Annotated in this window: 8 protein-coding genes; 3 read left to right on the forward strand and 5 right to left on the reverse strand. The window is 44.2% G+C overall.

Annotated features, from left to right (window positions below; genetic code table 11):
• Positions 1–114: 114 nt before the first annotated feature.
• Complete coding sequence (locus tag M3085_RS06515; RefSeq protein ID WP_239466518.1) at positions 115–720, reverse strand: tetratricopeptide repeat protein; 606 nt, start codon at positions 718–720, stop codon at positions 115–117.
• Positions 721–852: 132 nt separating this feature from the next.
• On the opposite strand from M3085_RS06515, the gene M3085_RS06520 reads away from it, so the two are divergent.
• The 3 genes from M3085_RS06520 (at position 853) to M3085_RS06530 (ending at position 4,334) form a co-directional block, all read left to right on the forward strand.
• Positions 853–1,938: a phosphotransferase enzyme family protein gene (locus M3085_RS06520; protein ID WP_204499972.1), complete on the forward strand. Its 1,086-nt coding sequence runs from the start codon at positions 853–855 to the stop codon at positions 1,936–1,938.
• A gap of 239 nt (positions 1,939–2,177) precedes the next feature.
• The gene (locus tag M3085_RS06525; protein ID WP_191709480.1) at positions 2,178–3,086 is read left to right on the forward strand and encodes an EamA family transporter; all 909 of its coding nucleotides are present in this window, start codon (positions 2,178–2,180) and stop codon (positions 3,084–3,086) included.
• A 12-nt stretch (positions 3,087–3,098) separates the two neighbouring features.
• On the forward strand, positions 3,099–4,334 hold the full coding sequence (locus M3085_RS06530; protein WP_249052559.1) for a DUF418 domain-containing protein: 1,236 nt from the start codon (positions 3,099–3,101) through the stop codon (positions 4,332–4,334).
• Positions 4,335–4,382: 48 nt separating this feature from the next.
• Here the strand turns inward: M3085_RS06530 and M3085_RS06535 are convergent, their stop codons facing one another.
• The 4 genes from M3085_RS06535 to gyrA form a co-directional block, all read right to left on the reverse strand.
• Positions 4,383–7,259, reverse strand: coding sequence for a PD-(D/E)XK nuclease family protein (locus M3085_RS06535; protein WP_249052560.1), 2,877 nt, complete (start codon positions 7,257–7,259; stop codon positions 4,383–4,385).
• Positions 7,244–10,480: a UvrD-helicase domain-containing protein gene (locus tag M3085_RS06540; protein WP_249052561.1), complete on the reverse strand. Its 3,237-nt coding sequence runs from the start codon at positions 10,478–10,480 to the stop codon at positions 7,244–7,246. The genes M3085_RS06535 and M3085_RS06540 overlap by 16 nt, the downstream gene beginning before the upstream one ends.
• Before the next feature lie 261 nt (positions 10,481–10,741).
• Positions 10,742–11,956, reverse strand: a complete 1,215-nt coding sequence (locus M3085_RS06545) for a tetratricopeptide repeat protein (protein ID WP_191709476.1) — start codon at positions 11,954–11,956, stop codon at positions 10,742–10,744.
• A gap of 27 nt (positions 11,957–11,983) precedes the next feature.
• A complete protein-coding gene (gyrA, locus tag M3085_RS06550; RefSeq protein ID WP_225230859.1) occupies positions 11,984–14,521 on the reverse strand; it encodes a DNA gyrase subunit A in 2,538 nt (845 codons plus the stop codon).
• Positions 14,522–14,586: the final 65 nt, after the last annotated feature.

Here is a 14,586-nt window from a genome sequence, read left to right on the forward strand (position 1 = left end):
TTGATATATACGCATGTTTTACTAAAATATCAATATGCGTCAGTCAGGGCTTCCGCATGTTTTTTACCCTTGTGAGCCGCCTGTCCGGACCACAAGAAAGTGTAAATTGCAACTTTATTTTATCAGGGTGTAAGCAGAAGCGATGCGGTTGACAAGTTCGGCAGACGGAGCTGCTGCCAAAAGTTGGAGAACCAAGTCGTTCACATCCGCCTTGCTGTCTAATTTGAGAGCCGTGGTAACGTCCTCGAATGAAGCCTCGTAGTTTCCGTTATTCAGATAGGCTTCGGCACGTGCCTTATAGTTTTCAGTATCTTCCGGATTCAGACGGATTGCCTCAGTCAGGTCGGTAGCTGCCAAATCCCACTCTTTTAAATTGAGCAACATTGTTCCACGGGTATAATAGGCAAACGAACGGTACTCGTTATCGTCTTGGGGGAGTAACTCCAACGCATTGTTTACAGCGTCCAGCGCCATTTTCATATCGCCATAATAATTACAGATAAGAGCCATATAACAATGGGCATATCCGTTTTGCGGATGTTCGTTGATTTCTGCGTTTAAAAGTTCGTATGCCTTTTCGGGATTTCCTTCGTTCAGAGCTGTAACCCCATTAATATAGTTGGTACTTTCGGGGCGGTTCAGCGTATGTGCATTCACGTATGAGGCTGCAAATAAGCAACAGATTAAAAGGCTTGTCAGTGTCTTCATGGTAGTTTTCATGGTTCGTTTAGTTTTTAACGGCGGCAAAACTATAAAGTTTTCAGAAACACGCAAAGATTTTTTGGTAAAATGTTTCGTTACTATGAAAACTTTGTTACTTTTGTATGTTATTGAACATAAATTGAATAGACTATGGATTCACAACTTAAAGAAATTGTTTGTCATTTTCCTGAAATAACCGGAATATCAGAAATCAAGCCTTTGACTTCCGGTTTGATAAACCAGACTTATCTTGTTTGCACTGCATCGCCTCAGCAGAATGATTACGTGCTTCAGTGTATAAATCATTATGTGTTTAAAGATGTAGCTCTTCTGCAACACAATATTGAATGTGTAACCCGCCATATCCGTCGGAAGTTGGAAGAACGTAACGAGCCGGACATTGACCGGAAAGTGCTCCGTTTTTTGTCGACAGATAATGGAACTACCTATTATTTTGATGGGGAGCGTTACTGGAGGGCATGTGTGTTTATTCGCAACTCACGGACGTTGACAGAGGTGAACCCTGAAATGGCTTATCTGGTGGGACTGAAGTTTGGAGAATTTGAGGCGATGTTGGTAGATTTGGACGAACCGTTGGGCGAAACGATTCCCGATTTTCACAACATGGAGCTTCGCATCCGCCAACTGCGTGAGGCTGCTTCGCTCGACAGTGTGGGGCGGAAAGAGAAAGTTGCTTCTTTGATAGCTGATATCGAACGGGATGCCGATGAGATGTGTCGTGCAGAGCAGCTTTATCGAGAAGGTAAACTTCCGAAACGTGTATGTCACTGCGATACGAAGGTAAGCAACATGCTGTTTGATGCCGACGGCAAGGTATTGTGTGTAATCGACTTGGACACCGTAATGCCTTCGTTTGTTTTTTCTGATTTCGGCGATTTCTTGCGTTCGGCTGCTAACACTGCTCCTGAAGATGAGCCGGATTTAAGCAAGGTTCATTTTGACATTGATATATTTAAATCGTTTGCCAAAGGATACATCGCTTCGGCGGGTTCGTTTCTTACTCCGCTCGAAGTAGAAATGTTACCGTATGCAGTGATGCTTTTCCCTTATATGCAAGCGGTTAGGTTCTTGACCGATTATCTGAATGGCGACGTATACTACCGAACGCAATATGGAGAGCATAATTATGTCCGTACGTTGGCTCAGTATAAATTATATCAGGAAGTTCGGAAATCCGAATCGGCAATGAAAGCATACATAGCCGGATTGATTTGATTGATACATCGTTTTGAGAGAAAACGCATTGTGGAGACAGGGATTATTGTAGCGTTAGGCTGCAGTTATCCCTGTTTCTTTTAGAGCCTGTCGCTTTAAACGAAACTCTAAGCAACGCTCTTCTATTTTTTTGTACAAAAAAACTGTAATTGTGGTAATTATCTCCGCCATACAGGTAGTTGTCTTATTGATGCAAACTGTTATTTTTGCAACCAAACAGTTTGGTATATATAAGAAGGATGAAAACAGTCAAAAGATATGCCGTTTGGATAGCCTACTTCTTGATTTATGTAGTGTGGGGTTCTACCTATTATTTTATAGGTGTAGCCTTGCACGGATTTCCTACTTTCTTGTTAGGCGCATTACGGTTCAGTATGGCGGGTGTGTTGTTACTCTTCCTTTGTTTTATCCGTGGCGAACAGGTTTTTCGGCTTTCTCTGGTCCGGCGTTCGGCAATAAGCGGCATTGTCCTTCTTTTTATTGATATGGCAGTTATTATGCTGGCACAACGGTATGTCAGTAGCAGTGTGGTAGCCATCGTAGCTTCCTCTACGGCACTATGGATTATGGTATTTGACATTCCGATGTGGAAGAAAACCTTCAGCAGCGTAACAACAGTCGTTGGCTTGCTGTTGGGATTTATAGGTGTGGGTATGCTTTATGTTGAGCAGATGGGAAAAGAGAGTGCTGTTTATCAGCATGGTGAATATGGTATTTTGATACTGGTAGCCGGATGTATATCATGGTCGTTGGGTTCGCTTTATGCCAAATATCGTTCATCGGCGGTAGAGGGGATAAATGGTTTTGCCGGTTCGGCATGGCAAATGCTATCAGCCGGTATCATGTTCTGGTTATGTTCCGGATTATCGAACGACTGGGAAGAGGTCGATTTTCAAACGATATCGCAGGCAGCGTGGCTGTCATTGATTTACTTGGTGACATTCGGTTCTTTACTTGCCTATTCTGCTTACGTATGGTTATTGAAAGTTCGTCCGGCTACCGAGGTGGCGACTCATGCTTATGTTAATCCTGTGGTGGCTGTGGTTATCGGCGGATTGGGCGGAGAAGACATTACATTTATCCAATTAATCGGGCTGGCTGTTATATTATGTAGCGTTATGTTAGTCAACAAAAAGAAAACTGAATAAAAAAAAGGACTTATGAATACAGAAAACATTGCTCCTGTAAAATCGTCGGAACGCTATGTCATTCTTGATGCCTTACGGGGATTTGCGATACTGGGAATTTGCATGGCAAACTATCCGGAATTTTCACTTTATACATTCCAAAGCAGTGAAACGATAAAGGCCATGCCGACATCGGGCATAGACCATGTATTGCGCTATTTGCTTTACATCTTTGTCGACGGAAAATTTTATACTTTGTTTTCACTGCTGTTCGGTATTGGCTTTTCCATTATCATCGCTAATGCTGCACGGAAAGGGGCAAACGGTTTTCAGATATTTTATCGACGGATGGCCGTGCTGACAGTCATAGGCTTTCTGCATTTGATGTTTATTTGGAGCGGCGATATTTTAATGTTATATGCCCTGTTGGGTATGTTGCTCCCGTTATTCCGCAACGTATCTGATAGGGGACTATTAAAGGTTTCCGCTTTTTTCCTTTTAATTCCTGTTGTTATAGATGCGCTGACAGCATTTTTCGGCATCAGACTTTCTGCTCCGGCAGTTCGTGCGCAGTGGCATTACTGTAATCTTTATGGTATAACAGAAGAAAATTTTGGCTATTGGTTGCGCGATGCGGGCTGTTATAAAGAGGTTTTTCAATTCCTTGTTCAAGGTGCATTAGTCCGTGTGCAGGAATTTGTGGACGGTAACCGCTATTGTAAGGTTTTCGGATTGTTCATTTTAGGTTTCTATATTGGACGTAACCGAATGTACACCGGACTGGAAACCCGTATTGGTTTGTTAAAAACGATAACCCGACTGGGTTTTCTGATTGGACTGCCATTGTCATTGCTTTATGCATGGAGCAGCATGAACGGACATCCGTGGGGAAACGCAATGCATACTTTGATTTATACGATCAGTGTTTATCCGTTGGGGCTGGCTTACTTGTGTGGCATCTGCCTGTTCTATCTCCGAAGAAAAGAAGCAAAGTTATGGAGCTGTCTGGCTGCACCGGGAAGGATGGCGCTGACAAACTATATCGGACAGTCGGTTATTGGTATGTTTTTATTTTACGGTATCGGTTTAGGCTGGGGAGCTAATGTGGGATTGATACAGACAGAAGTAATCGCATTCCTTGTTTACATTTTTCAAATTCTATTCAGTCGTTTATGGCTCTTCGGTTTTCGTTTCGGCTTGCTGGAATGGATTTGGCGAATGCTGACTTATGGCAAAAAGTTTGAAATCCGGAATAACGTTCGCGCTTGAGGTGATTATAGCACAAACATAATTCCGGATTTAGAGATTTTAAAACGCTTATTTCTTGCAAAGCGTTTTAAAATCGCAGTAGGTACACTTTTCTTCTGTTTCGGTTTGCGTAAAAGCAATGTCGGGGTGGAAGATGGTCTCAAGCAGCGTACTCAACTGGCTGCGGAACTCCTCCTCGTATCGGCTGAAGTCTTCAACCGGTTCTTTGGGCTTTCGGGGCTCGCCCATCTGAATAACAGGAGAATAACTGTCCGACGCAGCCCGATGGATGTAGAGCAGGGAAGGGGCAACCTGCCTGTTGTCTCCTTTCTCCCGAAGTTTCCGACAAACAATGGAAGCATAAAGGAAAGTTTGAAAAACGTAGTTCGAACGTTTCTTTCCCGGTATAAACAATGATTCTATGTTGGCGGGGATATCGGCATCGCCTCCCGTTTTATAATCCACGATGCGCAGCGTATTGTCTTTGCTGTCCATGCGGTCTATGGTCCCTCCGATGCAGGATTTCAGCATCCCTTTAGGCGTACGGATTTCGATTTGCTCTCTCACAGGAACTTCGGAAGCCACGAATGTGAACGGGGCATAGCGCAGGTCGTTTTGCAAGAGTTGGCGGATGTAACGCACGATAACCTCGAAGTTGATGAGCTGTATGCCGTTATAAAGCGCACGTTCATCTTCCGGTATGTTGAAGAATAACCTCTTAAAACCACTATCGACATAGTTGCGCAGACGCACATCGTCTTTCAGCAAGGCTTCGATAGCCTCCCGGCTTATAGTCTTGCTGCCGTGTGAGGTCAAATCCTTGTAAATATGCTCGGCAGCATCGTGGAAGATACTTCCGAATTTAGCAGAATCTATTTCTGCACTCACTTCGTCGGGTGTGGAGAGGGAAGCTACATATTGATAATAGAATTTCAGCGGACAATCCATGTAACAATTCAGAGCCGAGGGAGAAAGATAGGTTTTGGGATTCACGCGGATATCGAATCGGCTCTGCATCCGTTTCATTATTTCCGGTGTTTTCTCGACAATGATAGGCGCAGAGCCTTGCGGGGATTGTTCTGCTTCCAGTTGTTTCTTTACTATCGGATATTCCCATTCAATGAGGAACTGAAGCATGAAACGCGACATCTCTCCCCGGTTGATTCCGTCTGTAGCCGTATTATAAAGCAGGGTTACCCGTTCTGCACGCTGTAATAACCGATAGAAATAGTAGGCATAAACGGCAATCTTATGGTCGATGGTGGTCATGCCGAAAGCCTTGCGGAGGTTATATGGTATGAAAGAAGAGTCGCCGCCTGTTTTCGGAAGCTGACCTTCGTTGACCGACAGCATGACCAGATGGCGGAAATCGAGGTTACGTGTTTCCAAAACGCCCATTACCTGTAAACCGATGGCAGGTTCGCCGTGAAAAGGAATGCTTGCCGCAGACATGACGCGCGTAAGCAAACGCTTGAAAGTATCTTGCCGTACATTCAGTTCTCCGCTTTCTGTAAGCGTCCGGAAGCGGTTGACTAACGTGTAGGTCTTGAAAAGCGATTCGCGATACAACTGATTAAACGCATCATCGGCAGATGCGCTCTGTTTGCGGTAGATAACAGCTACCTGTTTGATGACTTCGGAAAGCAAACCGCATAGTTCAAGGTTACTTTGGCAAGGCTTGAATATCTTTCCCAGCACCTCATCTTGTTGCAGCTCCGAAGGGAGAGGGTAGAAACGGTTTCCTTCGGTAAGTGTCTTTTCCAACGTTTCGGCGATGGCGGACAGTTGTCGCGTGTAAGGATGTTTCAATACGCTGATTACTTCATTAAACTGAAAACGCCCGTTGTTCGGGTTATAGCCTGTGGTGTGAAGTTCGGTCAGCGCATTGACAAAACTGTATGCCGGAGTTTGTGAGAGCGGAAAACCCATCGTGATGTTTATATGGCGTATGTTCTCTGGCAGCGAATGTAACACGGGTTGCAGCATCGCTTCGTTGCAGAGTACCACAGCTGTTTCTTTTTCTTCCGCAGTAAGATTCTCCCGAATCCATTGGGGAAGGTAACGGATTTGCCCGTTCTCGGTAGGCGATTCGATGAATGTCACTTCCTTCGGTTTGTTCAGATTATGGAATGCCGATAAAGGAAGTTCCGAAGGGAAATCTTTCAGATTCCGGCGTATGAATTCTCCCGCTTCGTGTGGATTCTTCTCCAGATAAAACAGGTCATAATCCCAATAGAAAAGAGCTTTCCCTGCATCGTTTAAGCGGGAAAACAGCTTGTGTTCCACTTTATTCAGTACGTTGAAACCCACAAAAACATATTTGTCATACGGGAGGTCGGCTACATCCATCGTGTCAATAACCTTGCGGTAGAGCATTCCCTCGTAAGCGATGCCCTGACTCTCCAACAATGTTTTGTATAGTGTATAAATATCTCCCAATACATTCCATAACGAAGTAAACCGTTGCTTCAGCTCGGTCATACGGTCGGGAGAAAAATTGTGGAAGAACTGGCTCAGCGCTTCTTTCTGTCCTTCCTCTAAGAAATCATAGTTATCCGTAAGTTCATTTAAATCTTTCAGATTACTGAAAAGTGCATCGGTGTCCGCCAAGTTCTTATCGGCATCATCGAAATCGCTGATAAGCATTTCTCCCCAAAAGTAAAACTCGTCCAGCGATTCTTTACTTCCTGTTATCTGTATGAATATCTTATAAAGGTCGCATACCAATTTTATCGGATCGCCTGTTTGCAGCGATGAAGAGCGGCGGAATAATTCGCTGATGCTGATATAGGCAGGCGACCATAATGGGCGCTGAGACTCCTGTGCCAGATACTCATTGAAGAATAATCCTGCGCGCTTGTTGGGAAATACGATGGCTACTTTGGTGAAATCGCCATTCAGTTTCTCATATAAATCGTGTGCTACTTGTTTTAAGAATGTTTCCATGATACTTCCTCCAGTTCGTTAGCAAATACATACCATAAATACCCACGGATGTGCTTATAACCCATGTGAGCAAGCAAGTTCATGTACTGGCGTACTTGTTCGTTATATGTCTCTTTTTTATTTCCAAATTTAAAATCAACCACAACTGCCTCGCCGTTTTTCATCATCACGCGGTCGGGACGGCGGGTTTGCATGGTTCCATCCTCGTCGAGATAGATGATGGAACATTCGTTATACAGCGTCCATTCTCCACTATACCAGTCTTTTACTTTCGGATGATTCATCGCCCATGTAGCCAGCTTACGGATTTGCATTTCTTGTTCTTCCGTTTCCAACACTCCTTCAAAGCGCAGTCGCTCAAAGGCTTGAGGCATGTCACTCTCTTTTTCGATGGAAGCAAACACATAGTGAAGCAGTTGTCCCTGACGGATGTATTGCTCCTGATTATCTTCTTCTCCACGAATAAAGTCGGCCGAGCGGTTCGATTGTTTAAACTCTATCTTCGTTTCGAGACTTTCTATCTGCAGCGGGAGGGGAGAGGGATGCATAAGCAGGCGGTTGCTCGATTCAGATTGTTCGGTCTTTTCAGATAAACAAAGTTCACCGTATTCAAATACTTCTTCGCCTGTATCACCTTCCTCATTTCCGTCAGACATCCTTTCCATCTTCAGCGTATTCATTTGAGTGATAGATTCATAGAGTAGAGAAGATACAGTCCCGCGCTGGTTGGCACGGCTCCATATAATCAGATTCTTACAAGCACGGGTGAATGCCACGTAAAGCAGGTTGAGGTTATCTATCCACAACTGGAGACGTTCTTCCTGATAGCTGTTACAGTACACCGAATCCGCCATAGTCGATGAATAGTTTACCGGAACGATATCCAGTTCGTTGAACGGCGGAATGTCTGTTTCTTTTCCCGTTCCTGCCACCGAGCACCAAATAAGATGATTGTTGGTTTCGTTTTCCATCTTCCAGTCGCAGAACGGAAGCAACACGGTATGGTATTCCAATCCTTTCGACTTATGGATGGAAAGAATACGGATGCCGTCTATTTCGCCCGATGGAATGGTCTTTTCGTGTAGTTTTTCGTCCCAAAAAGCAATGAAAGCCGTCAGCTCCGACGAATTGTTCTGCATATACTCTGTTACGGCATCGAAGAAAGCGCAGAGGTAAGCATCTTGTTTTTCTATTTTTTCCATGTCGAACATAACAAATAGCTTTTCAAGCAGTTCGTAGAGCGGCATTAAGCGCAGTTCTTCTGTTTGCAGCATGAATCCGGCAGGAAGGTAATCCGATATATCGTTCAGTAGGATGGTGTTCAGACTGATATCTTTACGCAGCACTTCCTGTTGGAAAGCCGAAGCAAGCCGGGCTTGGGCAATGCGGTCATCGGGCGAGGTAAGAAAGCGCAAACCGTCTATCATCATGCAGACGGCAAGCGAGGCATCGAGCCGGAATGCTTCGTCGGACACGATGCGGTAAGGCGTGTTTTTATCGAAATAATCGGCAATGGCAGGGATGGTTTTATTCTTGCGTACAAGGATGGCAATGTCTTCCGTATGAACTCCTTGCGCAACGAGTTGCGATACTTCCTCGGCAAGCTGCCGCAGAGTAGCGTCAGCATAAGATTCTTCTTGCGTATCTCCGAGGAAAGACATCTTGATGTAACCCCGTTCCGTCTGCTTGGGTGTTTTCTGACAAACGTCACTGTACGCCTGTGTCAGTTGTTCGCACGGTTCTTCCAATTCCTCTTCATAGCGTGCGGAAAGCACGCGGCACGCAGCGGTAAACAGCTCATTATTAAAGCCGATGATGTTAGCTTCGCTGCGCCAGTTGGTTTCAAGTGTCTGTTCGTTGATGCGGAAACTATGGTCGTGTCCCAATCCGGCGAGTATTTTCCAGTCACCGTTCCGCCAGCGGTAAATGCTTTGTTTGATATCGCCTACGATAAGGCTACCTTCTTTTTGTGAAAGACTTTCTTCAAGTAGCAGGCGGAAATTTTCCCACTGCATACGCGAGGTGTCCTGAAACTCGTCTATCATTACGATATCGATGGTTGTACCAATCTTTTCATAGATAAAAGAAGCGTCTCCTTCGCGTATCAGATTGTGAAGCAGGGCGTTGGTATCCGACAACAAAAAGCGGTTATGAAGTTGGTTTTGCAGACGGACTTCATCATCAATGTGGGTAAGCAGACGTAGATTATTGAGGTAACGAAGTGACAAATCGCATGAATTGACCAACAGGTTATTTACCGGACGGAATTTTTCGGCTGCGTTTAGCAGGGGAATCAGCTCGGTAGCGGCAAGGGTACGAATCAGCTCTCGTTTGGCTGAAGTCTTTGTAGTCCAGTCATCTCCACTCTGTAAGCATTTCTCTACCGTAGCATTGCGCACCTCTCTACTTAAATTACCGTTGGCTATCTTGTTGAAATAACTTCCTATCCCTCGCGAGCCTCCTTTCAGTTCTTCAGGCTTTAATCCGTTGGCTTCCAATACTTCAGTGAACTGCTGGTTAAATCCTTTCATTTCTTCCAATGCCTCTTCTCGTATATCCTGAAGTTTTTTTCGGTATGTGGGGATAAAAGAAGAATCGTTTAATTTTTTTCTTAAGCCGCTTCCTTTCTCAATGTAACTTTCATCGAATATATTCCTTCCGAAACTCTTGATTTCGCCCGATACGTTCCATCGACGGTCATCGGCTATGCGCTCGTCGATATACTCTAACAGCCATAAAAGAACCGGTGAGGTAGGGGTTAGTTTTTCGATTAATACGTCTACCGCATCGCTTAATATCTCGCTGTTATTCAGTTCAATAGTCAGATTTGCTCCTAATTCCAACTCGCGCGCCAGATTTCTCATGACCGACTGGAAAAACGAGTCAATGGTTTCGATGCGGAATCGGCTGTAATCATGAATGATGTTATGCAGCGCCTCGCTTGCCGCCCGTCTGACTTCCGCTTCGTTTTTCTGCGTGGTCTTTAAAATTTCTTTCAGATAGCGGTTCGAGTCTTTATCTCCGGAAGCAATACCGTAAAGTTGGCTTAGTATGCGTTCTTTCATTTCGGCAGTTGCCTTGTTGGTAAAAGTAACAGCCAGTATTTTCCGATATGCCCGTGGGTCTTCGATGAGTAATTTGATGTATTGAACGGCGAGGGTAAATGTTTTCCCCGAACCGGCTGATGCTTTATATACTAAAAGTTGAGGATGTTTTTCCATATAAATGTTACTTTAGATGTCGAGTAAAGTTTATCGCATTTGCGGTTTTATTTTGTCGACAGTATTCGTACACCGTTCATTTAATTCTGTATGCCTATATTTTATAGTTAATTGTTTGATTTGCCCGGATGGGTGGGAGTATTCAATTTACCCCGTTATAAATTAAACATAATACTGATTATGTATTATTAATAAAGAAAGGCCGAGATAGACATTCTATTCCGGCCTTCTTTGTTAGTTTTTTGTTTTCTTATTAGAAAATCAATTTAATTCTTTTTCTAATGCTTCGTATTCAGCCTTGTTGAGTTTCCAGTAAATTCTCAAAAGGAATTGTCCCCAAAGTTGTTTGTTATCCGGAGCCAATTCTCTGGCTTTTTCATAGAACGGTTGTGCTTTGCTATAAAAGTCTTTTACTTTAGCTTCTCCTTCCGCATATTTGGGATCATCCATTGAAGTTTTCAAGTTTTCTTCTTCGATTGATTGTCCTTGGAAGAAATAGCAATCACCTATTTTTGAATAAGATTCAGCTACGAAATCACCGTTTTTAGCAATCACTTCATTGAATGTAGCAATAGCTCCGTCATAGTCTTTCTTTTCGTACTGGAGCACACCTTTTACATACATGAAATAAGGAGAAGGATTGTTCGCTATAATTTCATTAATTTGAGCCAAACCTTCATCAACTTTACCTTTCTGGATATAATAGTCCATCAAGTTACCGATGAAATATTCCTGTGACGGGAATTTTTCTACACCTTCTTTGATAGTTGCCAGCCACTGAACAGAGTCCGGAGTTTCACTTTTTCCGTATGTTTCAGCCATGAACATCAAAGAACGATAACCTTCTTCTTTGTGGTTTTTACCGATATTACCATACTTTATAACAGCGGCATTGTCTTTTACGAAGCTGGCTGCCATAGCTGCATAATTGGCAAACAACGGAACCAGTGTATCGTTTTTAAGTTCGTCATCTCCTTCAAAAATCGGTTCCTGAGGTGCATCAACATACAAACCAAAGTATTTCAACGCATTTTCGTAGTTATTGGTGTTAAATGCTTCGATACCGGCATTTGTCAGCTGCGGACGCACGGCAATCAAGGCTTTAGCCAATTTTTTTCTCAGTTTCGGTTTCTTCAGCTCGCCGCTTTTCACTTTAGCTTGTTCTACTTCATCACATTTCATGTAATATTCGAACATCTTTGCCAAACTATTATACAATCTTGTAGTATCTGCCTGACCACCCGGTATATATAGTTTCATGTTTTCTTCGTCGTAGATAGATTTCTGAAAATCTCCAGCTAATTTCCAAGTTTCAGGGTCGTTAGCTGTTGACGGGTCAACCAATGCGGGTTCAATGATTTTAGCAGCCTCTTCCGGATTACCTTTGGCTGATTTAGCTTCTTTTACCACGCTTTCTTGGGCAGAAACGGCGCACGCTGTAAAGAATAAAGCTACAGTAAATAAAACTTTTCTCATAACTATAAAAATTTAGTGATACAAAATTTATTCTATTGGTTTCTCGCTTTCTTCGCTTGTGTTTTCGGTCGACGCAGTGTCTTGTTCATCTGCTTGCAAATCAATATTCTCTTCTTCGGCTTCGGAAGTAACCTTGCAAACAGAACCGATCTGGTCGTTACGTTTTTCGAGGTCAATCAGCCGCACGCCTTGCGTTGCACGTCCCATGATACGTACGTCTGCCACTTTCAAACGAATCGTAATACCCGATTTATTGATTATCATCAGGTCATTCTCGTCAGTTACCGATTTGATGGCAACCAATTTTCCTGTCTTATCCGTGATATTCAGAGTTTTAACGCCCTTACCTCCACGGTTTGTCTTACGGTAATCTTCAATATCCGAACGTTTTCCGTATCCGTTTTCCGACACAACCATGATTGTTTCTTTCTGCGGATCTTTGATACAAATCATTCCGATTACTTCGTCTTGTCCGTCATCATCCAGCGTAATGCCTCGAACTCCGGTAGCGGTACGCCCCATTTCGCGCACGGCGGTTTCGTGGAAACGTATCGCACGTCCGTTCCGGTTGGCTATTACGATTTCGTTGTTTCCGTTCGTCATACGTACCTCGATTACACGGTCGTCTTCACGGATGGTAATGGCGTTGACACCGTTCTGGCGCGGGCGTGAATACTGTTCGAGCAATGTCTTTTTGATGACACCGTTTTTAGTACAGAACAACACGTAGTGGCTGTTTATAAACTCAGTATCGTTCAGGTTCTTCACACGCAGGTAAGCCGTCACCGTGTCATCCGAGTCAATGTTCAGCAGGTTCTGGATGGCACGTCCCTTCGATGTTTTGTTACCTTCGGGGATTTCATACACTTTCAGCCAATAGCATTTTCCTTTTTGGGTGAAGAACATCATCGTATTGTGCATTGTTGCCGGATAGATGTGTTCGATAAAATCCTCGTCGCGCGTTTCGCTGCCCTTCGAGCCTACTCCACCGCGGTTCTGGGTATGGAATTCTGCCAGCGGCGTACGTTTGATGTATCCCATGTGAGAGATGGTGATAACCATCGAATCGTCGGCATAGAAGTCTTCCGGATTAAATTCCTCCGAAGCATATACGATTTCCGAACGACGTTTGTCGCCGTACTTCTCTTTTACTTCTACCAATTCGTCTTTTATGACTTTCTTACACAGTTCGTCATTGCTTAAAATTTCTTCGTAGTAAGCAATTTGCTTCATCAGCTCGTCGTACTCGGCGTGAAGCTGGTCTTGCATCAGTCCCGTTAATTGGCGCAGACGCATTTCCACGATGGCGCGTGCCTGTATTTCCGTAAGCTGGAAACGTTCCATCAGGTTGGTTATAGCCTCGTTAGGAGTCTTGGCAGCGCGGATGATGCGGATTACCTCGTCGATGTTGTCCGATGCGATAATCAGACCTTCCAAGATGTGGGCGCGCTCTTTCGCCTTACGCAAGTCATAGCGTGTGCGGCGGATAACCACTTCGTGGCGATGTTCAACGAACAGGTGAATCAAGTCTTTCAGATTCAGCAGTTTCGGACGTCCGTGAACCAGTGCGATGTTATTCACGCCGAACGAAGTTTGCAGCGCCGTCATCTTAAACAGCTTGTTCAGCACCACGCTGGCGTTCGCATCGCGTTTTACATCGATAACGATTCGCATACCTTCGCGGTCCGATTCATCGTTTACGTAAGAAATACCGTCGATTTTCTTTTCGTTTACTAAAGCCGCAATGTTTTCAATCAGTTCCTTTTTGTTTACGTTATACGGAATTTCGTTGACGATGATTTTGTCGTGCGTAGGATGTGTCTCAATCTCCGTTTTCGCACGCATGATAACTCGTCCGCGTCCCGTTTCGTATGCATCGCGCACGCCGCTGATACCATATATATATCCTCCCGTCGGGAAATCCGGCGCTTTGATATACTGCATCAGTCCTGCTACGTCGATGTCATTATTATCTATATAAGCAATACAAGCATCGATTACTTCGGCAAGGTTATGTGTAGGCATGTTTGTAGCCATACCTACGGCGATACCGGACGCTCCGTTGACCAGCAGGTTCGGGATGCGTGTAGGCATGACAGTAGGTTCCTGAAGCGTATCGTCGAAGTTATTTTGAAAGTCAACGGTCTCTTTATACAGGTCTTGCATCATGTCTTCGCCGATTTTTTTCAGCCGGGCTTCGGTATAACGCATTGCCGCAGGGCTGTCGCCGTCTATTGAGCCGAAGTTACCCTGTCCGTCTATCAACGGATAGCGCATTGCCCAGTCTTGTGCCAGACGCACCAGTGCCCCGTACACAGAAGAATCTCCGTGGGGGTGATATTTACCTAATACCTCACCTACTATTCTCGCTGACTTTTTATACGGCTTGTCCGACGTGTTGCCCAGTTCCATCATACCATATAATATGCGGCGGTGAACGGGCTTGAAGCCGTCTCTTACATCCGGGAGGGCGCGTGCAACGATTACTGACATTGAATAGTCGATGTACGACGACTTCATTTCCTCTTCGATGTTGATTTTTATAATTCTATCTTGTTCTTGCATTTAGTAAAATATTAATTTAATAATCTCTGCGGCTTATAGAAAAACCATGCTAAAGTACGACTTTT

It is taken from the genome of Bacteroides caecicola (assembly GCF_023337095.1).
Lineage (GTDB): Bacteria > Bacteroidota > Bacteroidia > Bacteroidales > Bacteroidaceae > Phocaeicola > Phocaeicola gallinarum.

Bases quoted from the DNA above. Each gene is read 5' to 3' on its own strand.
- M3085_RS06535 (WP_249052560.1), bottom strand. From the start codon at position 7,259: ATGGAAACATTCTTAAAACAAGTAGCACACGATTTATATGAGAAACTG.
- M3085_RS06520 (WP_204499972.1), top strand. From the start codon at position 853: ATGGATTCACAACTTAAAGAAATTGTTTGTCATTTTCCTGAAATAACC.
- gyrA (WP_225230859.1), bottom strand. From the start codon at position 14,521: ATGCAAGAACAAGATAGAATTATAAAAATCAACATCGAAGAGGAAATG.
- M3085_RS06545 (WP_191709476.1), bottom strand. From the start codon at position 11,956: ATGAGAAAAGTTTTATTTACTGTAGCTTTATTCTTTACAGCGTGCGCC.
- M3085_RS06515 (WP_239466518.1), bottom strand. From the start codon at position 720: ATGAAAACTACCATGAAGACACTGACAAGCCTTTTAATCTGTTGCTTA.
- M3085_RS06525 (WP_191709480.1), top strand. From the start codon at position 2,178: ATGAAAACAGTCAAAAGATATGCCGTTTGGATAGCCTACTTCTTGATT.
- M3085_RS06540 (WP_249052561.1), bottom strand. From the start codon at position 10,480: ATGGAAAAACATCCTCAACTTTTAGTATATAAAGCATCAGCCGGTTCG.
- M3085_RS06530 (WP_249052559.1), top strand. From the start codon at position 3,099: ATGAATACAGAAAACATTGCTCCTGTAAAATCGTCGGAACGCTATGTC.